At 71.8% G+C, this 23,850-nt stretch carries 20 protein-coding genes and 2 pseudogenes; 9 read left to right on the forward strand and 13 right to left on the reverse strand.

Features of this window, described 5'->3' with window-relative positions:
• Positions 1 to 31: 31 nt before the first annotated feature.
• Genes ABZY45_RS32335 through ABZY45_RS32350 form a run of 4 tightly spaced genes read right to left on the reverse strand, consistent with a single transcriptional unit; the run spans position 32 to position 5,567 of the window.
• Positions 32 to 2,434: a glycoside hydrolase family 3 N-terminal domain-containing protein gene (locus ABZY45_RS32335; protein ID WP_356745811.1), complete on the reverse strand. Its 2,403-nt coding sequence runs from the start codon at positions 2,432 to 2,434 to the stop codon at positions 32 to 34.
• A 52-nt stretch (positions 2,435 to 2,486) separates the two neighbouring features.
• Positions 2,487 to 3,386 (reverse strand): carbohydrate ABC transporter permease, encoded by a 900-nt coding sequence (locus ABZY45_RS32340; RefSeq protein ID WP_356745812.1) that lies wholly within the window; start codon positions 3,384 to 3,386, stop codon positions 2,487 to 2,489.
• Positions 3,387 to 3,390: 4 nt separating this feature from the next.
• Positions 3,391 to 4,320 carry a sugar ABC transporter permease gene (locus tag ABZY45_RS32345; RefSeq protein ID WP_356745813.1) on the reverse strand — a complete coding sequence of 310 codons (930 nt, stop codon included), beginning with the start codon at positions 4,318 to 4,320 and terminating at the stop codon, positions 3,391 to 3,393.
• Positions 4,321 to 4,322: 2 nt separating this feature from the next.
• Positions 4,323 to 5,567: an extracellular solute-binding protein gene (locus ABZY45_RS32350; protein WP_356745814.1), complete on the reverse strand. Its 1,245-nt coding sequence runs from the start codon at positions 5,565 to 5,567 to the stop codon at positions 4,323 to 4,325.
• Between the two features lie 214 nt (positions 5,568 to 5,781).
• On the opposite strand from ABZY45_RS32350, the gene ABZY45_RS32355 reads away from it, so the two are divergent.
• The gene (locus tag ABZY45_RS32355) at positions 5,782 to 6,840 is read left to right on the forward strand and encodes a LacI family DNA-binding transcriptional regulator (protein WP_356745815.1); all 1,059 of its coding nucleotides are present in this window, start codon (positions 5,782 to 5,784) and stop codon (positions 6,838 to 6,840) included.
• Positions 6,841 to 7,042: 202 nt separating this feature from the next.
• Positions 7,043 to 8,128 (forward strand): exo-alpha-sialidase, encoded by a 1,086-nt coding sequence (locus ABZY45_RS32360; protein WP_356745816.1) that lies wholly within the window; start codon positions 7,043 to 7,045, stop codon positions 8,126 to 8,128.
• Positions 8,129 to 8,160: 32 nt separating this feature from the next.
• Here ABZY45_RS32360 and ABZY45_RS32365 read toward each other — a convergent pair.
• Positions 8,161 to 8,232: pseudogene (locus ABZY45_RS32365) on the reverse strand (universal stress protein); the annotation flags it as partial.
• Positions 8,233 to 8,465: 233 nt separating this feature from the next.
• The gene (locus ABZY45_RS32370) at positions 8,466 to 9,143 is read right to left on the reverse strand and encodes a uracil-DNA glycosylase (RefSeq protein WP_356745817.1); all 678 of its coding nucleotides are present in this window, start codon (positions 9,141 to 9,143) and stop codon (positions 8,466 to 8,468) included.
• Between the two features lie 205 nt (positions 9,144 to 9,348).
• On the opposite strand from ABZY45_RS32370, the gene ABZY45_RS32375 reads away from it, so the two are divergent.
• Positions 9,349 to 10,353, forward strand: a complete 1,005-nt coding sequence (locus ABZY45_RS32375) for a BadF/BadG/BcrA/BcrD ATPase family protein (protein WP_356745818.1) — start codon at positions 9,349 to 9,351, stop codon at positions 10,351 to 10,353.
• Between the two features lie 138 nt (positions 10,354 to 10,491).
• Positions 10,492 to 11,415 (forward strand): hypothetical protein, encoded by a 924-nt coding sequence (locus ABZY45_RS32380; RefSeq protein WP_356745819.1) that lies wholly within the window; start codon positions 10,492 to 10,494, stop codon positions 11,413 to 11,415.
• A 283-nt stretch (positions 11,416 to 11,698) separates the two neighbouring features.
• Here ABZY45_RS32380 and ABZY45_RS32385 read toward each other — a convergent pair whose 3' ends face one another.
• The 4 genes from ABZY45_RS32385 to ABZY45_RS32400 all read right to left on the reverse strand — a co-directional run bounded on the left by ABZY45_RS32385 (position 11,699) and on the right by ABZY45_RS32400 (position 16,990).
• On the reverse strand, positions 11,699 to 12,772 hold the full coding sequence (locus ABZY45_RS32385; RefSeq protein WP_356745820.1) for a lactonase family protein: 1,074 nt from the start codon (positions 12,770 to 12,772) through the stop codon (positions 11,699 to 11,701).
• Positions 12,773 to 12,975: 203 nt separating this feature from the next.
• Complete coding sequence (locus tag ABZY45_RS32390) at positions 12,976 to 14,487, reverse strand: FUSC family protein (RefSeq protein WP_356745821.1); 1,512 nt, start codon at positions 14,485 to 14,487, stop codon at positions 12,976 to 12,978.
• 404 nt (positions 14,488 to 14,891) lie between these two features.
• Positions 14,892 to 16,115 carry an MFS transporter gene (locus ABZY45_RS32395; protein ID WP_356745822.1) on the reverse strand — a complete coding sequence of 408 codons (1,224 nt, stop codon included), beginning with the start codon at positions 16,113 to 16,115 and terminating at the stop codon, positions 14,892 to 14,894.
• A 422-nt stretch (positions 16,116 to 16,537) separates the two neighbouring features.
• Positions 16,538 to 16,990, reverse strand: a complete 453-nt coding sequence (locus ABZY45_RS32400) for a hypothetical protein (RefSeq protein WP_356745823.1) — start codon at positions 16,988 to 16,990, stop codon at positions 16,538 to 16,540.
• 371 nt (positions 16,991 to 17,361) lie between these two features.
• On the opposite strand from ABZY45_RS32400, the gene ABZY45_RS32405 reads away from it, so the two are divergent.
• Complete coding sequence (locus ABZY45_RS32405) at positions 17,362 to 17,895, forward strand: DUF1648 domain-containing protein (RefSeq protein ID WP_356745824.1); 534 nt, start codon at positions 17,362 to 17,364, stop codon at positions 17,893 to 17,895.
• A gap of 145 nt (positions 17,896 to 18,040) precedes the next feature.
• Here the strand turns inward: ABZY45_RS32405 and ABZY45_RS32410 are convergent, their stop codons facing one another.
• Positions 18,041 to 18,820, reverse strand: a complete 780-nt coding sequence (locus ABZY45_RS32410) for a TetR family transcriptional regulator (RefSeq protein WP_356745825.1) — start codon at positions 18,818 to 18,820, stop codon at positions 18,041 to 18,043.
• 131 nt (positions 18,821 to 18,951) lie between these two features.
• Between ABZY45_RS32410 and ABZY45_RS32415 the strand changes: the two genes are divergently transcribed.
• From ABZY45_RS32415 to ABZY45_RS32430, 4 genes are all read left to right on the forward strand, one after another.
• Positions 18,952 to 19,719, forward strand: a complete 768-nt coding sequence (locus ABZY45_RS32415; protein ID WP_356745826.1) for an SDR family NAD(P)-dependent oxidoreductase — start codon at positions 18,952 to 18,954, stop codon at positions 19,717 to 19,719.
• Positions 19,720 to 19,965: 246 nt separating this feature from the next.
• Positions 19,966 to 20,448: an Lrp/AsnC family transcriptional regulator gene (locus ABZY45_RS32420; protein WP_356745836.1), complete on the forward strand. Its 483-nt coding sequence runs from the start codon at positions 19,966 to 19,968 to the stop codon at positions 20,446 to 20,448.
• Between the two features lie 24 nt (positions 20,449 to 20,472).
• Positions 20,473 to 21,189: an HAD family phosphatase gene (locus ABZY45_RS32425; RefSeq protein WP_356745827.1), complete on the forward strand. Its 717-nt coding sequence runs from the start codon at positions 20,473 to 20,475 to the stop codon at positions 21,187 to 21,189.
• A 214-nt stretch (positions 21,190 to 21,403) separates the two neighbouring features.
• Entirely contained in the window at positions 21,404 to 22,603 is a 1,200-nt protein-coding gene (locus ABZY45_RS32430; protein WP_356745837.1) for a serine/threonine-protein kinase, read from the forward strand.
• Between the two features lie 10 nt (positions 22,604 to 22,613).
• Here the strand turns inward: ABZY45_RS32430 and ABZY45_RS32435 are convergent, their stop codons facing one another.
• Together ABZY45_RS32435 and ABZY45_RS32440 are read right to left on the reverse strand one after the other, a co-directional pair.
• A complete protein-coding gene (locus ABZY45_RS32435; RefSeq protein ID WP_356745828.1) occupies positions 22,614 to 23,606 on the reverse strand; it encodes an aldo/keto reductase in 993 nt (330 codons plus the stop codon).
• 52 nt (positions 23,607 to 23,658) lie between these two features.
• A pseudogene (locus ABZY45_RS32440) lies at positions 23,659 to 23,850 on the reverse strand (glycoside hydrolase family 16 protein); the annotation flags it as partial.

Here is a 23,850-nt window from a genome sequence, read left to right on the forward strand (position 1 = left end):
GGACGGGCGGGGGCTCACGCCCCCCGGCCCGTCAGTTCTCCGGGACGAGCGCGCCGAGGGAGGTGGCGCAGACCAGGTGGCGCCGGTGGTCGACGGTGCGTTCCGCTCCCGTGAGACGCAGCCGTACGGTGTGCTTCACGTCGGCCGGATCGCTGGAGGTGGCGAACCGGAGCTCCAGGTCACCGGGCTCGACGATCCTGTGCCCGCTGATGCCGGTGAAGGAGACCAGGTCCGGATGGAAGCGGAAACTGACCTTGCGGGACTCCCCCGCGGCGAGCGGCACCCGGGCGTAGCCGATGAGCCTGGACTCGGGGCGCGTGGTCTGCGCGACCGGGTCGTGCACGTAGAGCTGCACCACTTCGGCGCCCTCACGGTCGCCGGTGTTGCGGACCGTGATCTCGAGATCGGTCTCACCGTCGGTGGGCAGCTCGGCAGGCGCCTCGGCGCCCGCCTCCCACGCGAACGTGGTGTACGAGAGGCCGTGGCCGAAGGGGTGGAGCGGGGTCGGGTCCAGATTGCTGACCCCGTTGTTCTGTCCCAGCGGAGGCTGCAGATACGTCCACGGCTGGCCGCCGGGGCCGTTGGGCACGCCCAGGGGCAGGCGTCCGGAGGGGTTGACCCGCCCCGAGAGCACACCGGCGAGCGCGGGGCCGCCCTCCTCGCCGGGGAAGAACGCCTGCACACAGCCGGCCAGCCGGTCGGCCTGTGCGCCGAGCGCGTACGTACGCCCCGTCAGCAGCACCAGGACCACAGGGGTGCCGGTCGCGAGCAGCGCGTCGAGCAGCTTGCCCTGGAGACCGGGCAGCGCCAGGTCGGCGGCGTCGCAGCCCTCGCCGGAGGTGCCTCGGCCGAAGAGTCCGGCGCGGTCGCCGAGCACGGCCACGCAGACATCGGCACCGGCGGCGAGCGAGACGGCCTCCTGGATCAGGGAGTCGTCGCTCCCGTCCACCTCGCAGCCCTGCGCGTAGCTGACGCCCGCCCCGGGGAACTCGTCCCGGAGCGCCTCCAGCACCGTCGGCACCTCGATGCCCATTTCCGCCTCGGGGTGCTGGACCCCGACGTGGCTCGGGAAGGAGTAGCAGCCGAGCATGGCCAGCGGATCGTCGGCGCGCGGTCCCACGACCGCGATCCGGCCGGTGCCGCCCAGCGGCAGCGCGCCGTCGGCGTTGGACAGCAGGACGCAGGAGCGCTCGGCGAGGAGCCGGGCCAGGGCCCTGTTCCGCGGCGGGTCCAGGTCCACCGTGCCGCGCGCCTGCTCCGGGTCCACGCCGTCGAGCACGGCGGGCAGGAGCGGCCGGTCCGGATCGAGCAGGCCGAGCTCGCACTTCTGCAACAGGACCCTGCGCAGGGCGCGGTCCACCAGTTCCTCGGCCACGAGACCCTGGCGTACGGCGGCGACCAGCTCGTCGCCGTAGCTGCGTACGGTGGGCAGTTCCACGTCGACGCCCGCGGTGAGGGCCAGGCGCGCGGCGTCGCCGCGGTCCGCGGCGACCCTGTGCAGCGTCTCCAGGAAGCCGACGCCGAAGTAGTCCGCCACGACGGTTCCGCTGAACCCCCAGGTGTCCCGGAGGAGTCCGGTGAGCAGGGCCGGGTCGGCGGCTGCCGGGACCCCGTCGATCTCGGCGTACGAGTGCATCACCGAGCGGGCGCCGCCCTCGCGCACCGCCATCTCGAACGGCGGCAGGATCACATCCGCCATCTCCCGTCCGCCGGCCCGGACCGGGGCGAGGTTACGGGCGCCGGCGGAGGCGGAGTAGCCCGCGAAGTGCTTGAGCGTGGCGACGATCCCGGAGGACTCCAGCCCTCGGACGTAGGCCGTGCCGATGGTCGCGACCAGGTACGGATCCTCGCCGATGGTCTCCTCGACACGCCCCCAGCGCAGATCCCGCACCACGTCCAGGACCGGGGCGAGGCCCTGGTGCACCCCGACCGACCGCATGTCGCTGCCGATGCGGTGGGCCATCTCGGCGACCAGCTCCGGGTCCCACGCGGCACCCCAGGCCAGCGGCACCGGGTAGGCCGTGGCCCCCCAGGCGGTGAATCCGGCGAGGCACTCCTCGTGGGCGAGCGCGGGGATCCCGAATCTGCCCGCCTCGACGATCCTGGCCTGGGCCGTGGCCAGCGAGACGGCGCCGACGCCCGGGTCGACCGGGGCGGTGCCGAACGGCCGGGTGAGCTGGCCGAGTCCGCGCCTGGTGATGTCCTCGAAGTCGACCGGGTCGACCATGTCGTTCTGGTGCGGCGCGACTCCGTCGCCCTCCGCGTCGGCGCCCACCCAGATTCCGTACAGCTGGGCGGCCTTCTCCTCGAGCGTCATCCGGGCCGCCAGGTCGGCCACCCGCTCCTCGGGGCTGAGCGAAGGGTCGCGCCACGGGCCGTCGACGGCGGGGGGCGGATCGGCCTGACGGGCCTGCGGGACGGGGTGGATTGCCATGACGGCAGGGGTTCCTCTCATGAGTGCGGTGGTCCGGGGCGGCGTCGGTGTGCTACTTGCCGCCCACGCCCATCAGTCCGTTGATCAGCGCCCGCCGGGCCACGAGGTACACGGCGAAGATGGGGATGACGGAGAGGACGATCGCTGCCAGTACCGCGGGGATGTTCACTCCGAACTGGCTCATGAAGTTGAACAGCCCCAGCGTCAGTACGCGCTGCTCCTCCGACTGCGTCAGGATCAGCGGGAACAGGAAGCCGTTCCACGCCTGCAGGGCGGAGAAGATCGCCACCGTGCTGATCCCGGCCTTGGACAGCGGTACCGCCAGCTGCCAGAGCATGCGGAAGGGCGAGGCGCCGTCCAGAGCCATCGCCTCGTACATCTCCTCGGAGACGTCACGCATCGTGCCGCTCAGCACGAGGACCGCGACCGGCATCGCGAAGGCGGCGGTGGGCAGGATGATCGCCCACAGGGTGTCGTACAGCCCCAGCTTGCCGATCATCAGGTACAGCGGCACGATCACCGCCTGCGCCGGAATCGCGACGCCGAGCAGGAAGGTCCGGAACGCGAGCGAGGAGAGGCGGCTGCGGGTGCGTACCGCGACGTACGCCACCGGGACGGAGAGCACCAGCACGATGGCGACGGTGACCACCGCGACGATCGCGGTGTTGCCGATCAGCGAGAGGAACCCGCTGTCCAGCACGGTCCGGTAGTTCTCGAACGTAGGATCCGTGGGAAGGGCCAGCGGATCGCCGTTCAGCGCCTCGTCCTGCCGCATCAGCGAGGCGGAGACCAGGGTGTAGAGCGGCACCAGGACGATGAGCAGCCAGACGAGTGATCCGATGCCGGCCACCGGGTTGCCCAGGGACCTGCGTCGGCGGGTGGCACCTCCGCGGCGCGGCGGAGCAGGGTTCGCCCGGTGCTGCGGCGCAGCGGGGCGGGTGTCGATCGACATCTCGTCACATACCTTCCCGGGTGGACCGCATGGACCCGAAGCCACTGAGACGGACCATGACCAGCGAGATACTGGTGGCCACGACGACGAGCGCGGTGGCGATGGCAGCCGCGTAGCCGAGGTCGTAGGTCTGGAAGCCGGTCCGGTACATCAGGTAGGGCAGGATCGTGGTGTCCGTGCCGGGACCGCCCTTGGTCATGATGAGCACGGTGTCGAAGTACGTCAGCGAGCCGACGATCATCAGGACCGACGAGGTCGTCATCGTGTGACGCAGCTGCGGCAGGGTGATGTGGAAGAACTGCCGCACCATGCCCGCGCCGTCGATGGAGGCGGCCTGGTAGAGGACCTCCGGGATCTGCCGCGCGCCGCCCTGGTAGATCAGCGTGTGGAAGGGCATGAACTGCCAGCCGCCGACGAAGGCCACCACGAGCAGGGCGCCGGTGGACGACCCCATGACGTTGGGGTCGATGCCGAGCCAGGGCCCGATCGTCTGGATCACCCCGAAGTTGGGGTCCAGCAGCGCGTGGAAGAGCATGGCGATCGCGGTGGTGGAGAGCAGCAGCGGGATGAAGAAGATCGCGGACAGGAACGCCCGGCTGCGCTGGCGGCCCGCCGCCCATACGCCGAGCAGGAGGGCCACCGGGGTCTGGAAGACCCAGCTGATGGTGGTGAGGAGAAGGCTCAGCCAGGCGGCCTGCCCGAATTCGGAGTCCTTGAACAGCCGGGTCCAGTTGTCCAGGCCGGTCAGGGTCGGGGAGTCGAGCCCGTCCCATTCACAGAAGGAGAGGTAGACGGCGATCGCCAGGGGGACGATCGCGAATACGGCGAAGAAGAGGATGCCGGGGACGGCCCAGGCGACCGGCGGGCGGCCGACGTTGCCGACGGCCGCCTTCCTGTCCCCGTGCCTCTTCGCGACCGGAGTGTGGTGCGACATCGTTACTTGGCGGCCTTCATTGCTGCGACGAACTGCTCGGGAGTCGTCTTGCCGGCGAAGAGCTTGCTGATCTCGGTGAGCAGCGGGGTGGCGTACTGGGCTTCGAGCGCCTGGTCCCACGAGAGGGTGAAGCTCGGCGCCTTCTGCACCAGGTCGTACTGGTCGGTGGCGAACTGCGGGTTGGGGGAACCGCTGAGCATCGAGGACGCGTTGGAGGTGGTGGGGACGTCACCGTTGTCGACGAGGGCCTGCGCGTAGGTCTTCGACGCCATCGTCTTCAGGAACTCGATGGCGGCGTCCTTGTGCTTCGTCCGCGCGTTGACGGACCAGTAGTTGGTGGGGTTGCCCACCACGTTCGCAGGGTCGCCCACGCCGCCGGCCACCGTCGGGAAGGCGGTCCAGCCGAGGTCCTTCTTGGCGAACTCGGGGGCCTTGCCCAGCTGGGTCGAGTACTCCCACGAGCCCATGAGGTGCATCGCGGCCTTGCCCTTGTTGAGCAAGGTCGGGGCTCCGCCGTTGCCGTAGTCGACCGAGTTGAAGTTCTTGCCGAAGGCGCCGTCGTCGATCAGCTGCTTGACGGTCTGGGCCGTCTTGAGCACCGCCGGGTCGCCCCAGCCCTCGGTGTCCCCGTCCTGGATCTTCTTGAAGACCTCGGGACCGCCGATGCGGTCCAGCAGGTACTCCATCCACATCAGTTCGGGCCACTTGTCGGAGCCGCCGAGCGCGAAGGGGGTGACACCCGCTTCCTTGAAGGTCTTGATGGCCTTCTGGAGGTCCTCCCAGGTCTTGGGCGGCTCGATCTTGTGCTCGGCGAAGAGGGACTTGTTGTAGAAGAGCATCACAGGCTGCATGCCGCGCATGGGCACCCCGTAGATCTTCCCGCCGAGCCCGCCGGCCGTCATGATCGAGGGAAGGAAACCGTCCTTGAGCGTCGCGTCGTTCTTGACCGTCGACGTCAGGTCGACCAGATCCTTGGAGTCGACGTACGGCTTGATGGAACCGCCGCCCCAGTTGAAGAAGACGTCCGGAGCGCTGGGCGAGCCCATGGCGCTGCGCAGCTTGTTGACGTAGTCGGTGCCGGGCACCGACACCAGCTTCACCTTGACCTTCGAGGTCTTGTTGAACGTGTCCACCGCGGCCTGCTGAACCTTGACCGCGTCGTCGCCGTAGACGTAAGCGGTGATGGTTCCGCTGTCACTCCCACCGGCCCCTGAACCGCAGCCGGCCAGCAGACCGGCCATGGCCATCGCAGCACCTGCTGCGGCCCATCTCGTCGTACGTGTGCCCTGAGCGAATATCCCCGACCGCATGACCGCACCTCTGTCGAATGTTTCGGCGTGCCTTTCGAATGTTGCCGGAACCGTACGGTCGTGTTTCGGGCCAGTCAAGAGGGTGGGAGCAAGGATTTACGAACCCTGCCCAGACGCGTGCTCATGGCTGCGGGCGAGCTACGATTCGTGCATGAGCCCTGCAAAGGTCCAGCCCCAACAGGAGAAGGCGTCCGTCGACGAGTCGTCGGAGAGCACCGCCACGCTGGCAGAGATCGCCCGAGCGGCCGGAGTCTCGGCTCCGACAGTTTCGAAAGTGCTGAACGGCCGCGCCGACGTCGCCCCTGGTACGCGCACGAGGGTGGAGGAACTGCTGCTGAAGCACGGCTACCGCCGGCGCCGCGGCGCCTCGCAGCAGTCACAGCTCATCGATCTGGTCTTCCACGAGCTGGACAGCGCCTGGGCGATGGAGGTCGTCCGGGGTGTCGAGAACGTCGCGCGGGAAGAGGGCCTGAGCCTGGTCCTCTCGGAGAGCGCGGGCCGGCTCACCCCGGGCCAGACATGGGTGGACGGAGTGCTCGCGCGCCGTCCCGCCGGAGTGATCCTCGTGCTCTCGGACCTCGACGCCTCACAGCGCGCCCAGCTGACCAGCCGTTCCATCCCCTTCGTCGTCGTCGATCCGGCCGGCGATCCCGGGGACGACATCCCCTCCGTGGGGGCGGCCAACTGGCAGGGCGGCCTCGCCGCCACCCGTCATCTGACGGGGCTCGGCCACCGGCGGATCGGCATCATCGGCGGACCGGCGCGCATGATGTGCAGCCGCGCCCGGCTCGACGGCTATCGCGCGGCACTGGAGACCTCGGGGGTCCCGATGGACCCCGAGCTCGTCCGGGAGGGCGAGTTCAACCACGAGGACGGTTACACGGCGGCGCTGGAACTGCTGCGCCTGCCGGAACCGCCCACAGCCATCTTCGCCGGGAACGATCTGCAGGCGCTCGGGGTGTACGAGGCGGCACGCGAACTGGGGCTGCGGATTCCGCAGGATCTCAGCGTTGTCGGCTTCGACGACCTGCCCCTGACCCGCTGGATCGGCCCGCCGCTCACGACGGTGCGCCAGCCGCTGATAGAGATGGCCGAGACCGCCGCCCGGCTGGTGCTCGACCTCGGCCGGGGCAGGCAGCCCGCGACCACCCGGGTCGATCTGGCGACGAGCCTGGTGGTGCGCAGCAGCACGGCGCCGCCGGCCCGCTGAGGAGGGCCGCGCCGGGTCGCCCGGCACGCCCGCGCGGTGCGCCGCGCGAGGGCGGGCCGGCCGCAGGAGCGGGCGCCCCGCACCGGGCCGACTCCGCCACGACCGCTATGACCTGGGCCGACGCCGCATCTACCGGCCACTGTCAGTGCCCCGGTGCAGACTGGCACCTGTCCGGCACAACGGCGTTTCGGGAGGTCCTGTCATGGCCGAGGTTCTGCTCACCGTAGGCACCCGCAAAGGGCTCTTCATCGGCCGCAGGCGCGGCGGTTCATGGGATTTCAGGGCTCCCAGTTTCAACGCCCAGGCGATCTACTCGATCGGGATCGACACCCGCGGCGGGACGCCCCGGCTGCTGGTCGGCGGCGACAGCGCGCACTGGGGTCCCTCCGTCTTCCACTCCGACGACCTGGGCGAGACCTGGGTGGAGCCGAAGCAACCCGCCGTGAAGTTCCCGCAGTTCACCCAGGCATCGCTGGAGCGGGTCTGGCAGCTGCATCCCGCGGGGCCCGAAGCCCCCGGGGTCGTGTACGCCGGCACCGAACCCGCCGCGCTGTTCCGGTCCGAGGACCGGGGCGAGTCCTTCGAGCTGGTCCGGCCGCTGTGGGAGCATCCGACGCGGTCCAAGTGGGTGCCGGGCGGGGGCGGCGAGGGCCTGCACACCATCCTGACGGACCCGAGGGACGCCCGGGCCGTGACCGTGGCCGTCTCCACCGCGGGCGTGTTCCGCACCGAGGACGGCGGCGAGCGCTGGGCGCCCTCCAACAAAGGCGTCTCGGCGGTCTTCCTGCCGGATCCCGACCCCGAGTTCGGCCAGTGCGTCCACAAGGTCACCCGGGACGCGGCAGATCCGGACCGGCTCTACCTGCAGAACCACTGGGGAGTGTTCCGCAGCGACGACGGCGGGAAGCGCTGGAAGGACATCGGCACGGGCCTCCCCTCGGACTTCGGCTTCGCCGCCGCCGCGCACCCGCACCGCGCGGACACCTTCTACGTCTTCCCGATCAACGCCGACGCGGACCGTGTCCCCGCCGGCCGGCGCTGCCGGGTCTTCAGGACCCAGGACGCGGGCGAGACCTGGGAGCCCCTCACCCGGGGCCTTCCGGAGGACGACCACTACGGCACGGTGCTGCGCGACGCGCTCTGCACGGACGACGCCGACCCGGCCGGGATCTACTTCGGCAACCGCAACGGCGAGGTGTACGCGAGCGCGGACGACGGCGACAGCTGGCAGCAGTTGGCCTCGCATCTGCCCGATGTGCTGTGCGTGCGGGCGGCGGTACTCGGCTGACCGGAGGTGCCGCCCAGGGGCCTCCGACCGGCTCACTCCTCGGTCGGCACACAGAGCACCGGGACGGCCGACAGGTGCAGGAGCTTGTGCGGGGTGGAGCCGAGCCGACGGCGACATCCGCCAGTGAGCCGACGACGTCGGCGTGACCGGATGCGGAGAAGGAGCCGGCCCCACCAGCGGGGGGTCGCCGGAGGGGCCGGGTGCTCACGGAGGTGCGGGAGGTACACCTGCCGGAGCTCGGGTCACAGGGTCTCGTGCCCCGGTCCAGGGGACCTATGCCTCGGTGCCTGATCCCGGACCACTGCGGGGGCGGGGCCCGGCGGGGGTCCGGGTACCGCTACGGAAGGCGCCAGTCCACCGGCTGCTCTCCCAGTCCGACCAGGAAGTCGTTGGTGCGGCTGAACGGCCGTGAGCCGAAGAACCCTCGGTCCGCCGACATGGGGGAAGGATGCGCGGATTCGACCGCGGGCAGGTCACCGAGGAGCGGGCGCACGTTGCGGGCGTCCCGCCCCCACAGCACCGACACCATCGGCTTGCCGCGTGCCGCCAGGGCGCGGATGGCCTGCTCGGTGACCGCCTCCCAGCCCTTGCCCCGGTGCGCGGCGGGTTTGCCGGGCGCCGTCGTCAGCGCCCGGTTGAGGAGCAGTACGCCCTGTCGGGTCCAGGGCGTCAGGTCGCCGTTGGAGGGCCGGGGCAGCCCGAGGTCGGAGTGGAGTTCCCTGAAGATGTTCTCCAGGCTGCCCGGGAGCCGGCGCACATCGGGCGCCACGGCGAAACTGAGCCCGATGGCCATGCCCGGCGTCGGATAGGGGTCCTGACCGACGATCAGGACGCGCACCTCGTCGAAGGGCTGCTGGAAGGCGCGCAGGATGTTCCCGCCCGCCGGCAGATACGTACGTCCCGCCTCGATCTCCGAACGGAGGAAGTCCCCCATCGACGCGATCCGGTCGGCCACGGGCGCCAGCGCCTCGGCCCAGCCCGGCTCCACAAGTTCACTCAACGGTCGCGCTGCCACGGGCGTCACTCTACCGGCCTACACGGCCGGCGTGATCATGTGGCCCCACGAGGTGGCTCCGAGCGGTAGGGTGCCGCACGTCTTCAGTCCTCCGTCCCCTGGAGCCCGCCCATGAGGCCGTACCGGCGTTCGCCCGCAGGCGACGGTGCCCGTTGCAGCCGGTGACCGCGGCGCGCGCCGCCGGAGCGGCGATCCGGAGGCTTCGGTGACCGCCCCCGCGCCGGACGCGTTCGTCCTCGGGGTGGACTCGGGCGGTTCAGGGCTGAGGGTGGCGCTCGGGGTCATGGACGGCGAATACCCGGCCCTGACGTCGGTCTGCGCCGAACCGGTACGGACAGGGGCGGCAGGCATCGATGCCGCGCACCTGCTCGAGCAACTGCTGCCGGCGGTCGGCGAGCTGCTGGACCGGGCCGGGCCTGGCCGGGTCGTCGCCGCGGCGATCGGCGCGGCGGGCATGGCGACCCTCGGAGGCCAGCTGCGCGAGCGGCTGCCCTCGGCGCTCGCGCAGGCCCTGGGCGTGCGACGGGTGGCCCTGGCAGCGGATGCCGTGACCGCGTACGCCGGAGCCCTGGGGCAACGCCCCGGGGCGGTCGTGGCCGGCGGCACCGGCATGATCGCGCTCGGCACCGACCTCGCGACATGGCGCAGGGCGGACGGCTGGGGGCATCTGCTGGGCGACAGCGGCGGCGGTGCCTGGATCGGAAGGGCGGGGCTGGACGCCGCGATGCGCGCCCACGACGGCCGGCGCGGAGGTTCGGCCGCCCTGCTCGCCAGGGCGGAGGCCGCCTTCGGGCCCCCCACCGGACTTCCGGGCCTGCTGTATCCGCGTACGGACCGCCCCGCCCTGCTCGCCTCGTTCGCCCCGGAGGTCGGGGCCTGCGCCGCCGACGACGCCGTGGCCGCGCGGATCCTGCGGGAGGCGGCCGCGCACATCGCGGAGGCCGCCGCCGCGGTGTGCCCGGCATCCGCGGGCCCCCGGTCCGGCGCTCTCGAAGTCGCCCTGACCGGAGGACTGTTCCGGATGGGCGAACCTCTTCTCGGGCCCCTGCACAAGGAATTGGCGCAGCAGCTTCCCCGAGCGCGAGTGGTGCCGGCCGCCGGCGACCCGTTGCACGGCGCGCTGGAGATAGCCCGAGCCCTCGCGGCGCCGGAGGCCGGGCTGCGACTGCCGCCCCACCCGACCCTGCTGTTCGTACCGGGAGCGACGTGACCGGATCGGTCATCTGTGCGCCCGGACAGAGCGGGCCAGTCGCCCGCTATGCCACTGAGCAGACATATATGGACAGATGACGCCTGGTCGCCCCCTCCCCGAACAGAGGGGTACCCAAAACCAGTAGCATGCGGCGCCATGAGCACCCCCACTGGGCCCGCTTCCGGCCTGCCTGTACGAATGCCGCGACCTCGCCAGTCCGGACGGCACCGCCGCCCGGAGCCCGTGGTCGCACCTGAGGGCGCTGCCGCGCTCGTTCTTGCCGTTCCCGGTACCCCTTCCTCGGCCTCGCGCAGCCTGGCCGAGGAAGTGATCAGCATCGCCCGTTCCGAGCTGCCCGGCCTGAATGCCCAGATCGGCTATCTCGACGGCGACGACGCCGAATACTCCACGCTCGCCTCCGTACTCGCCCACGCCGCAGCCGAGCGCACCGCTCGCTACGAGCAGGCCACCGCCGCGGGCCGTGAGGTCCCCGTGCCCTCCGGTCCGTCCGCCGTCGTGGTGCCGCTCCTCGCGGGGCCGGACAGCGCCACGATGCGGCGCATACGGCAGGCGGTCATGGACAGCGGTACGCAGGCCGAGCTGACCGACGTACTCGGACCGCACCCGCTGCTCGCCGAGGCGCTGCACGTCCGTCTCTCGGAGGCCGGGCTGGCCCGCGCCGACCGCGCACGGCTCTTCACGGTCGCTACCGCGGCCGACGGCATCGTGCTGGCCACGGTCGGCGGCGAGGAGGCCGTCCAGGCCGCCGGGATCACCGGCATGCTGCTGGCCGCGCGGCTCGCGGTGCCGGTGATGGCCGCCGCCCTGGACGTGGAGGGTTCGGTCGCCTCGATCGCCGCACAGTTGCAGAACTCCGGCTCCGCACAGCTCGCGCTGGCGCCGTACCTGGTGGGCCCGGAGGTCGAGGAGGGCCTGCTGGACGCCGCCGCGAAGGAGGCCGGCTGTGCGACCGCCGAGCCGCTCGGCGCGTACCCGGCCATCGGCAAGCTCGTGCTCTCGCTGTACGCGACGGCACTCGGCATCACCCCGGCCACGCCGCAGGGAGCGCAGGCGCACTGATCCGCGCCTGCCCGGCGACCGAAGACGCGGCGCGGACCGGTTTCCTCCGGTCCGCGCCGCTCTCTGATCCTCCCGCGGGAGGATCAGGCACTCAGGGCGCGCGGGATGCCGCTCAAAGCTCCCAGGGCGCCTTGGAGGCTCCAGGCGCGCAGAACGGCTCAGCACTGCCAGGGTGCTCGGGGACTCTCCGGAAGCTCAGGGCCGGGTCCTGGGCCCTGACAACGCTCAGGGCCCACAGGCCCGCACGCTCAGGGCCCTCAAGACCACAGAACGCTCAGGACGCTCAGGCGAATACCACGCAAGAGGCGGCCGGGACGTCCACGGAGCCCACATGGGTCGGGATTCCTGTCTCCGCGTCCACGGCGAACCAGCCGACATTGCCGGAGCGCTCGTTGACGGCGTACAGCCACTGCCCGGTGGGGTCGAGGGCCAGGTCACGAGGCCAGTGCCCACCACAGCCCACGGCAGCCGCCAGGACGGGCTTCTCGGCCGTCTCGTCGAGGGTGAGCACCGAGATGCTGTCGTGCCCGCGGTTGGCCGTCCAGAGGAATCGGCCGTCGTGCGAGACCACCAGCTCGGAAGGGTACGTCCGCTCCTCGCCGTCTTCGGCGTACGCGTCATGAGGCAGCACCGGCGACTCACCGACCGGCTCCAGGCGCCCTGCGACGGCGTCCCAGCGGCACACCGTGACGGTCGGTTCCAGCTCGTTCAGGACGTAGGCGTGTCCCCCGGACGGGTGAAACGCGAGATGGCGCGGACCGGTGCCCGGCCGCAGCGCCGTCTCGTCGTGCTGCCGCAGAGCTCCTGTACCGGGATCGAGGACGCAGACGCGTACGGAGTCCGTACCGAGGTCCACGCTCAGCACCCACTTCCCCGACGGATCGGCGAGCACCTGGTGCGCGTGCGGGCCTTCCTGGCGGGAGGCATCCGGCCCGCTGCCCTCGTGCCGCAGCACACAGGCGGCCGGACCGGGCGAGCCGTCCGACAGCACGGGCAGAGTGGTGACGCTGCCGGAGCCGTAGTTGGCGGTGAGCAGATGGTCCGCGGCGAGGGTCAGATGGGTGGGGCTGCTGCCGTCCACCGGCCGGACGTCGCCGAGCAGCCGGGGCGTGCCGTCCTCGTCGACTGCGAACGACGCGACGGCACCTTCCGAGGTCTCGCTGACCGTGTAGAGCAGGGTGTCACCCGTCTCGGGTACCCGGCCGACCGCGAGGTACGACGGGTCCGCCACGACCCCCGTGGACGCGAGCGGCGTCAGCGCCCCGGTGCCCCGGTCGACGGCTGCCACGGTGATCCCGCGGCCTCCCGCCGAGGTGAACGACCCTATGTATGCCCGTACGACACCGTGCGCGCTCATCGCGCCACCCCTCTTCGCCTACGCCACGATCTTCACGACCGACGGTAGCAGGCAGCGCTTTTTGGTCCAGACCAATATGCGCCGTCTGTGGTGAGGGCCAGGTGGCGACGGGCTCCGCCCGGACACAGCGCCCCCTGTGGCGCCGCCCCGGCGCGAGCTCGGCGGGGCACCGAGGAACGCAGGGCGCGCCTGGCGCGGAAGGGTCAGGCCCCGGCCGGGACCCGGCCGGCCCTGCGCAGGGGCACTGCGAGTTGCAGCAGGGTCCGCTCGAGCGCGTGGAGGTGGGCGAGCACCTGCTCGGCGCCCGTCGGCTCCGCGGCCGACGCGCTGTGGGGACCAGGGTGCCGACTGACGGTGGGCGCGTCGGTGAGTGCCTCGACAGCCGCCTCCACCCGCCAGCAGGCCGCTGCGAGCCGGACGTCGTGCGAGGCTTCCGGATCGGCGGCGACCGAGGCCAGGCCGCGCACCTCGCGCGCGCAGTCGTCGAGCAGCGCGAGAATCTGCTTCGCCCGGCGTTTACGGGCCCGCATCGGGTTGAGCGGGTGCACCAACGGCGTGAGCGACAAGCGCAGCCGGCCGAGGATCGCCTCCAGTTCGGCGACGCGCCGGGGCGGGTCGGCGCCCTCACTCCCGGCGAGCAGCGCGGCGGCCTCCTCCGTGCAGGCGTGTACGCAGCGCAGCGCCCGCTCCACCCACGCCTCGGTCACCGAGTGCGTGGTGACCGGCAGCACGAGCAGCACCGCCATCACGGCACCCAGCGCCCCGACCGCCGTCTCGGTCACCCTGAGCACGAGCAGACCGGCGTCGAGCACGCCGAGGACCCCGTAGAGCATGCTCGCCATCGCGGTCACGGCCAGCATCATCCAGGTGTAGGAGACGGCGGCGGTGTAGAAGATCCCGAACACGCTGACGGCGACGACCACGGCCACCACGACCGGCTCGTCGTGCAGCGGCACGGCCACGGCGAAGCCCAGCCCGATCCCGAGCACGGTCCCCAGGAAGCGCCTGAAGCCGCGCACGACGATCTCGCCTCGCGAAGTCGTGGCCACGAACACCCACCATGTCGCGCCGACCGCCCAGTACCACCGCTGGTCGGAGAGCACCTGCCCCACCCCGAGCGCGAACCCCGCCCCGAGCGTCGCCTGCACGGCGTGGCGCGTCGTGATCCGCCCGAGCCCTTGCGCACTGTCGGGGAGGGCGACCGTCACGGGTGCAGGGAGCCGCCGCTCGTAGCACCACACCCCGAACCGCACCACCGACGACGCGCCGAGCGACAGCAACACGGCCGCGTACAGCTCGGGCAGGTCACCGGGCACGGTGTGGAGGAACTGGGCGGAGAAGTAGGACATGAAGCCGAACACGCCCAGCGCGTGGCCGCGAGGTCCCCAACGCCGCGCGTACACCCCGGCCCCCACGACGGCGAGAAACGCCAGGTCGCGCGCGACGGGCACGTCGTGCAGCACGGCGGCGAGCGTGAGCACCGGAAGACCGGCGACGGGGAGCAGCGCGGTCGTGCACGCCTGCCCGCGCACCGTCGGGTCGGTCACCGTGAACAGCGCGAGCAGCGCGGCCAGGCCACCGAGGATGGCCGCCGCCTGCGAGTGCCCGACAGCCCCGCAGAGCGCCACGGCGAGCCCGATGCCGAGCACTGCCCGGGATGCGAACCGCAGCCGCAGCCGCCCCGGATCCTGTGCGACGAATGCCCTCTTCAGCAAGTTGCCCCGTCCCTTTCACACACAGACCGGTCCAGACATGAGAAAGGCGCCACAGAGATCCCGAGAAGGAGACCCGCGGCGCCATTGACAGGACCATCTCAGCATCCGAGCGGCTGCTGGTTCAACCGAGGCCCGCTAGGCTGTACCAATGGCGCAGGCCGGCTCCTCGCGTCCTGACCGCGGCCGGACCAACGGACCACCCCTCGGCAGGAAGCCACGAGGGCCGTGGGCAGCCGCGTACACCACGATCCCTGGCACCACCCGCCCCAAGGGCACGATCAAGGTGGCCGACCGGGGTGCTGGACACGTTCATCGAGCAGGCGCCGACGATGTGACACGTGCCCGGGGCACCGAGAACCGGCGCCCGGGCAGTCCGCTTCGCCCCACGCGGCCCGGCTGTCGCTTCAGGCCCGCTCGGCGGGAGGCCGGAGGTAGGCCAGCAGGGCCCCGATTCCGACGACCGGCCCCAGGACGAGGACGAGGAGTGCCGCCGTCCAGGAGAGGGCGTCGGCCAGGACCGGCACGAGGTAGATCGTCACCGCCGTGGTCACGTATCCGATGGCGAGCTGCAGCGACACGGCGCTGCCGACGTACCGCTGATCGACGTTCTCGGTCACCATGGCGGAGAACTGGGCGGAGTCGGCGATCACCCAGAAGCCCCAGAACGCGCTCAAGGCCAGAACGACCGGCAGCGGCAGGTGATGGGCGAACGCCAGCACGGCCGCAGCACCCCCCGAGCAGCTGAGACTGATCATCGCCGACTGCGCGCGGCCCTTGCGGTCACTGATCCGGCCGCCGACGAGGCAGCCCACCGCGCCGACACCGATGCAGAGGAAGGCGGCCAGCGCGGCGAGCCGAGGCCCTTCCGCACGGTTCGCGAAGCCGTCCAGGCCGGCCAGGAAGGTTCCGATCCAGGCCCACATGGCGTACAGCTCCCACATGTGCCCCGCGTAGCCGATGTCGGCCAGCACCACCTGACGGTTGCGTCCTGCCCGCAGGGCGGCGCGCAGGCTGAACTCCGACGTCGGGAACGGGTACGGGCCCGAGTTCCGGATGAGCAGCGTGGCGATGCCGCCCAGGGCGGTGAGGACCGATGTCGCCACGATCACGACGCGCCAGTCGACGCCGCCGGTGGCCTTGACCAGCTGCGGTGCCGCGGAGCCGAGGGTCAGCGCGCCGATCATGACACCCAGGGCGGTGCCGCGTCCCTCCCGGAACCAGGTCGACACCTCCTTGAGCGCCGGCGGGTAGACCGCGGCGAGGCAGGCGCCGGTGAGGGCGCGGAGCAGGACCGCGACGGTGAATCCCGGCGCCCACAGCAGGATCAGGTTCATCGCCGCCGCGGTGAGGGCACCGACGCACATCAGGCGCCGCCCCGGTACGGCATCGGCCAGCCCCGTGGCGGTGAGGGTGAGAGCCCCGGCCACGAAGCCCAGCTGTACGGCAATCGTGAGGAGCGAACTCTCGCCGCTGCCCAGGTGCCACATCTGCCGCAAGTGGGGGACGACGAACGACGCGGAGAACCAGACGCTCATGGACAGGAACGTGGCCAGCGCGATGAGGGCGAGCGCCCTCCTGGGGTGGGCCCGCACCCCCTCGCCGGGCGACGGCGTGGTCGCAATCCTCACTGCTCGACACTCCATGCTCGGTCGGTGCGGGTCGGGACGGCAGGGCACCGCCCACGGCCGCGACGGTGCGCCGCACCGACTGGACGGCAGGAACGGCCGTACGCCGCTGCCTTGCGCAGCGTACGGACCTGCCGGCCATGTCCGCCCCGCGCCTCCGGAGGGGGGCACTTCCCTGCACCGCACGCGCCTGCGCCCGTGCGACCAGCGCGGTCACTGCGCCACTGACGAAGTGCGCGGTCTGCCCACGCTGCGGCGGTTCCGTCAGCGCACCGTCGCCCGACCGGCGACGTACCGGCGAGTGGCTGGGCGATGTACCGGCGAGCGCCCGGTGGGGCGCCGCCTGCCCCTACCGGTCACCCGTGCATCTCGCCCACGACGATCTCCCCAAGGGAAGTCGTGCCACCGATCCGCCGCCGGGCAGGTCAACGGCCGTACGTCGTGCGGCACAGGTCGACGATCTCGGCGGACGCCACCCCCTGGCCCGTCGCGCAGACGCTACGCATGTCGTAGGCCTGACGGGGCTGGGCCCGGCGGGGTGTGCCCCCGCGGCGTGGCGGCTCGGGACGGACGGGCACCGCCCTGCGCGGCTGTTTCCCGGTCTCCCGGCGTGCCGGCGGCGCGACGGCGCCCGCCCGCCGGGCCGCATCTCCCGCCGCCTCCTTCTTCTTCCGCTTCTTCCCACTCGCACGATCCTGCCGCTCCTCGGACTTCCCGAGGGCGTCGTGCACGGCCGGGGGCGCTGTCGGTGCCGTGGACGCGTGCACGGCGGGCGCGTTGCCGGGGCGCGCCGAGACCGCGGGGGCGGGCCCGTCCGGTTCGGCCTGTACGGATACGCAACCCGCCGTGCTCAGCAGGGCGACGAGCGTGAGGGACAACGACCGCAGGTTCATGGCCTGATCAACGACGGTGCACTCGGCCGGACACGTGTGACCGCGCGCTCCCGCGAACGCCCCCGTGCCCTGTGCTGGTCCGGGCGGTTTCAAGGGCAGCGTGGTCCTGCGCGAGGGCGACCGCGTACAGCACCACGCGAAATTGCGGAGTTCGAGCGGGCTTTGGGCGTCCAGGAGGCCGGGAAGTGGCCGCCCTCCTCGTCAGGCACGGACGTGCGGACGGAGCGATTGACGGCATGTCCTCCACCGCCGACCTCCGCGCAGCCGGCCGGTAGGGGCAGTCGACTCCGGTCTGCTCCCGGACCTGGCACTGTGCGCTCTTTCCGACCTCGAGGTTTCATCGGATGATCAGTCCCATGGCGCTCTTCTCCCGTCCTCTCCGGCTGTGGTTGCTCCCCAATGCCGTCCTGCTCTTCGGGTTGGCGACCTGGGGAACGCTCCGCTACCCGCACTTGCCGGGTCGGATACCGCAGCACATCGGGGTCGACGGAGTGGACGCCTGGACCGACAGATCGATCGGCAGCGCGTTCGCGCTGGTCTTCGTGTATGCGGGCGTGACGCTGCTGATGGCTGGATGCGCGGAACTGACACTACGGGTGACACCGCGCGATGAGATGTCGAGCGCCGACGCCGCACCGTTCGCCGCTGCGCAAGCGGCATCGTCGTTGCTCAACAGGCCCCACAACCGCGCCTCGGCACACCGGATCGCATGCGCACTGATGGTGTTCAACACGTGTATCGGCATCTCATTCGCCGCCGGTTGCGGGGTGCTCTGGCGTTCCGCGCCGGACCCGAACGTGCCCGCGTATTTTTTCGCGGCGATGACTCTGCCGCTGCTTGTCGGCAGTGCGGTGACGGTCGCTGCGGCCGCGAGCGGCCGAAAGCGGTAAGCCCGTGCAACGAGCCCGGTCGATCTGACGGCGTCACCGTCAGCGTGGGCTGCTGTACCACGCGAAGAAACCGGGACGAGGTCGAGTCCCGGCGTGGCCGCACCGGAGGCTGAGGCCACGGCGGCCCGGCACGGCACGGCCCTCCTCAGCCGGACAGGCCGGCCCGGGCGAGGCCCAGTGCGCGGGCGATGGCACCTGGGAGTGACTCCGGCCGGGGATCCGCTCCCCACGCCCACTGCTCGACCGCGATGCGCAGGGCGCCGTTGAGCAGGGTCGCCTGCACCCTCGGTTCCAGGTCGTCCGGCCGGTGGCCGGTGCGTTCGGCGACGACCTCGGCGAAGACCAGCTCGGCGTCGTGGTGCACCTGGAGCCAGACCGCACGCAGCCCGGGCTCGGTGCGGGTGAGCAGGACCAGGTCGCGCAGGGCTTCGGCATCGGTGGGGGGCGACGCCTCCGTGAGCGAGGAAGGGCCGCCGGCGACGGCCTCGGACAACGGCTTGTCGCGCGGCCACGACCGCATGAGCACGGTGACGGAGTCGAGCGCGTAGGTCAGCAGCGGTCGGACGCACAGCTCCTTCGACGAGGAGTAGCGCCACAGCGTCCGCTGCGAGATTCCGGCAGCGGCGGCGATCTCGTCGGCGGTGGTGGCAGCCACGCCCCGTTCGGCGAACAGCCGTACGGCTTCGCGCGCGATCTCCAGGCGGGTGGCGGCCTTGCGCCGTTCGGTCAGCGGTGGCCGGCCGAGGCGGGCGCCACCTTCCGCGGCGGCCCCGATGGCGAAGGCGCCCCCGGCCCCGGGGGAAGCGGCGGAGGCCCCTGGCGCGCCCGGGTTCCCGGTGGCAGCGGCAGGGCTCCCGCTGGTGGCGGATGGGTCTTTGGAGGCGACGGAGGGGCGGTCCTCCGTCCGGGCGTGTGCGATTTCCACGGCTTTCGGCCACCTTCCTTCCGCTCGGGGCCATCGTAGCGACTCCCTTTTCTGGCGCGGTTCGCCATTTTGGCACTGCCCGCCATTAAAGGTAGCGTGCCAGAGCCATCACCGACCGCGAGGAGCATCCCGTGAGCGTCACCCCCAACGGCCCCGGCCGCAGCATCATCGTCACCGGCGCCGGATCGGGCATCGGCCGGGCCACCGCCCTGCGCTTCGCGGAGGAGGGCGCGCGCATCGTGGTCGCCGACGTCGACCCCGTGGGCGCCCAGGCCGTGGCCGAGGAGATCACCCGGGCCGGAGGCACCGCGGCAACCGTGATCGGCGACCTGCGGGAGCAGGCCGTCGTCGACCAGGTCGCGGCGACCGCCATGGAGGAGTTCGGCGGGATAGACGTCCTGGTCAACAACGCCGGGATCATGGACAGCATGTCGGCGGCGGCCGACACCGGTGACGACGAGTGGGAGCGGGTCATCGGCATCAACCTCACGGCCCCGTTCCGCCTCACCCGCGCCGTCCTGCCGCACATGCTCGCCGCCGGCAAGGGTGCCGTGGTGTTCACCGCGTCGGAGGCCTCACTGAGGGGCAGCGCCGCCGGCGCGGCCTACACGGCGTCCAAGCACGGCATCGCCGGTCTGACCAAGTCGCTGGCCGTCATGTACCGCGACAAGGGGATCCGGTCCAACGCCATCGCCCCTGGCGGCACCGTCACGAACATCCGGGTCGAGGCCGACCGGGGCGCCCACGGGCCCGCCGCCCTCGCCCCCTACATGGGCAACGTCGGCTCACCCGCGGCGGCGGACGAGCAGGCGGCGGCCATCGTCTTCCTCGCCTCCGACGCCGCGAGCAACATCAACGGGGCGATCCTCCCCGTCGACAACGGCTGGTCCGCGGTCTGAGTTCACCCGCCGCCGCGCCGCGGGTGGCCGGGTGGTCGGGATCCGGCTGTCACCCCGCGCGGTTCGTCGTGTGCTGTCCCGCGGTGCCGTCCGCCGGAGGGGCACCGCGTCGGAGTACGCCAGGCAGCGGCTCGGCGTGGCACGGCTGAGTCGCTGCCTGGCATCACGGTCCCATGAGGCCGCGGGAGCGGGCGCTGGGTACAGTCGTGGCACTTGACCATCCAGCCAGGAGGAGCACGGCCGGACATGGCGGTGGACGCCCTCGACACCCGCATCCTGCAGCTGCTCATCGAGCAGCCGCGCACCAGCGTGCGCGAGTACGCGCGCATCCTCGGGGTGGCACGCGGCACCCTCCAGGCTCGTCTGGACCGGCTGGAGCGGGACGGGGTGATCACGGGGACGGGCCCGGCCCTGTCGCCCGCGGCCCTCGGTCATCCGGTGCTCGCCTTCGTCCACCTGGAAGTGACCCAGGGGCATCTGGACGACGTAGGGAACGCGCTCGCCGCCGTACCGGAGATCATCGAGGCGTTCTCCACCACCGGCGGCGGGGATCTGCTGACGCGCGTCGTAGCACGGGACAACGGGCATCTGGAGGACGTCATCCAACGGCTGATCCAGCTCCCCGGCGTGGTCAGGACCCGGACCGAGGTCGCCTTGCGCGAACGGGTGGCCCACCGGGTGCTGCCGCTGGTCGAAGCCGTGGGGCGGGCTGCGGGCGGCCCGGGCTGATCGCCGTCGGGCATGCTGGGGGTCATGAACACCCCGCGCGTCCCGGCACCGTCCGTCCTTTTCGATCTCGACGGCACGCTCGTCGACAGCGAGCCCAACTACTACGAGGCGGGGCGCCGGCTCCTCGCCCGGTACGGCGTGCGGGACTTCAGCTGGGAGAACCACACCCGCTTCATCGGGATCGGCACCCGTGAGACCTTGACCGTCCTGCGCGCGGAGTACGGCATTCAGGCGCCGGTCGACGAGCTGCTGGCGGGCAAGAACGCCCTCTATCTGGAGCTCGCCGGGACGTCCACCACCGTCTTCCCCGAGATGCTCACGCTCGTCGAGCGGCTGCACGGACACGGGGTGCCGATGGCGGTGGCCTCGGGGTCCTCCAGGGCCGCGATCGCCGCCACGCTCGCGGTCACGGGGCTGGACGCGTACCTCCCCCTGTACGTGTCGGCGGAGGAAGTGGCTCAGGGCAAGCCGGAGCCCGACGTGTTCCTGGAGGCGGCCAGGCGGCTCGGAGCGGAGCCGGGCTCCTGCGTCGTGCTGGAGGACGCCGTCCCCGGGGTCCTGGCCGCGCACGCGGCGGGCATGCGCTGTGTCGCGGTTCCCGACGCCCGAGCGGCGGCGGACGGGGCGGTGTTCGCCCTGGCGGAGCTGCTCTTCCCGGGCGGGCAGGCGGAGTTCACAGCTGCCGCCGTGCTGGACTGGCTCCGCACCGAGCAGAACGCGCCGCTGCGACCTGGCGATTGACCGGATTCGGCTGCACCGCCCCCGGCCGGGCGAGCGGAGGCCCGGAGGGCGGATATCCTGATCATGCCGCGCACCCCGACGCACCGTACCGAGGCGATGAGCCCGATGAGGTCGCCGCCGCGGCAGTTCGGAGCGGGCCACGATTCGAGATTGGTGTGCACAGGTGCTGGTTGCTGGGCGGTACCGGCTGATATCCCCCATCGGCCGTGGCGGTATGGGTGAGGTGTGGCGCGCAACGGACGAAGTGCTGGGTCGGGCCGTGGCGGTGAAACTGCTGCTGGGCGACCAGGCCGATGCCTCGTCCACCGCCCGCTTCCGCCTGGAGGCGCAGACCGCCGCACGCCTGAGCCACCCTCACCTGGTGGCCGTGTTCGACTTCGGCTCCTGGGAGGACCGCTTCTATCTGGTGATGGAGCTCGTCGAGGGCAGGAGTCTCGGCGATCTGCTGGAGTCCCAGGAGACCGTCCATCCCGAGCAGGTGGCCCGTATCGCCGGCGAGGCCGCCGCCGGCCTCGCCGCGGCCCACCGGCAGGGCATCGTCCACCGCGACATCAAGCCCGGCAACCTGATGCTGGACGCCGACGGGTCCGTGAAGATCGGGGACTTCGGCATCGCGCAGTTCGTCGACGATCCCTCGACGGCTCTGACCACGGCGGGCCACATCGTCGGTACGAGTCTGTATCTGGCCCCCGAGCGGGCCCTGGGCCGCACGGCCGACTCCGCCTCGGACATCTACTCACTCGGCTGTGTCATCTATCAGTTGCTGGTCGGGCAGCCGCCGTTCCGCTCCGACACCGCGACCGCGACGCTCTACCAGCACGTGGACACGCCGCCGGTGCCGGTGCGGCAGCGGGGCGCCGACGTCTCCCCCGCGTTCGACTCGTATCTGCTGGGCCTGCTGGCGAAGCAGCCCGAGGACCGGCCGAGCGCACAGCAGGTCTCCGACTGGTTCCGCACGGATGCCTGGCGGGGGCGTCCCGAGCCGCTCCCCCGGCACGCGCCGGCCGCCCCGCGGCCGGCGCCCCGGCCCGCCACGGCTCCGGCCCCCGCTTCAGGCGCCCCCGCCACCGGTGGCGTGTCGACCTACCGCCTGCCGCAGGCCACCGGACGCAGACGGGCGGCCCCCGCGCCCCGGGCGTCCAGGTCCGCCTCCACACGCCGGATCAGCACGAGCGAGGCCATACGCCGCCGCCCTCGGGTGGCGAGCGCGGTGGCCGGCACGGTCGCCTTCCTTGCTGCGGTGTATCTGGGGACGGTCCTCTTCGCCCCGGACACCGGCGCGGCGGACACCCCGGCTCCCGGCTCCACTCCCACCGCCGGCGTCGGAACGCCGGGACAGGCCGATCCTGCGGCGGACTCGTCCGCCGGCGATCCCGGTCAGGACGGCGACGGGCAGGACGACGGGGACGACTGAGCCCCGCGCTTCACCAGCGCGCGTGGACCTGTGCGCGGATCCGCCGGTCATAGAGGTCGCGCACCGCCTGCAGCGTGCTCTCCGGCAGCGGGGGCAGCGCGGCGGCGGAGGCGTTGGCGACTGCCTGCTCAACGGAACGCGCGCCGGGGATGACGCTGGTGACCCCGGGCTGCTGGATGACCCAGCGCAGCGCCGTCTGTGCCGGGGTGGCGCCGGCCGGAGCGAGCCCGGCGAACTCCGTGGCGGCGGACACGCCGGTCGCGTAGTCGACGCCGGAGAAGGTCTCTCCCTGGTCGAAGGCCTCGCCGTGGCGGTTGTACGTGCGGTGGTCGTCGGGAGCGAAGACGGTGTCGGCGGTGTACTTGCCGGACAGCAGCCCCGAGGCAAGAGGAACCCGCGCGATGATACCGACCCCGGCCTCCACGGCGGCGGGGAGGACCTCGTCGAGCGGCTTGAGGCGGAACGGGTTGAGGATGATCTGGACGCTGGCGACGCCGGGCCTCGCGATGGCGGTGAGCGCTTCGGCGCACGTTTCGACACTCACCGCGTAGGCGGAGATCCTCTGCTCGGCGACGAGCGTGTCGAGCGCGTCGTACACCGCGTCCGAGGAGTAGACCGCCGTCGGCGGGCAGTGCAGTTGCACGAGGTCGAGGGTGTCGACGCCGAGGTTGGCGCGCGAGCGGTCGTTCCAGGCGCGGAAGTTGTCCAGCACGTAGTTCGCGGGGAGTTGTTCGGCGCGGCGGCCCATCTTGGTGGCGACGAAGACGTCCGCGTCCGGCCGTTCCTTCAGGTAGCGGCCGATGAGCTGCTCGCTGCGGCCGTCGCCGTACACGTCCGCGGTGTCGAAGAAGGTGACGCCCGACTCGACGGCCGCGTCGAGGACGGCAAAGGCATCGGCTTCCCGCACCTCACCCCAGTCCCCGCCCAGCTGCCAAGTTCCCTGTCCGACGACCGATACGTCACGGCCGGTCCTGCCGAGTGTGCGCTGTTCCATGCGGATCATGCTACGTCGGCGGGCCGGACCGGCGGCGGGGGCCGCCGGTCCGCACCGGTACTCAGTCCCCGGTGGTCACGCGGACGTAGTCCACGACGAGTCGCTGGGGGAAGCTGGTACTGCCGTCCGGGTCACCGGGCCAGTAGCCGCCGACGGCGAGGTTGAGGATGAGGAAGAACGGCTTGTCGAACACCCAGGCTTTGCCGTTGAGGTCAGCGGGTGTCCTGCGCTGGTAGACCGTGCCGTCGACGGA

The sequence above is a fragment of the Streptomyces sp. NPDC006516 genome (genome assembly GCF_040611875.1).
Taxonomy (GTDB): Bacteria; Actinomycetota; Actinomycetes; order Streptomycetales; family Streptomycetaceae; genus Streptomyces.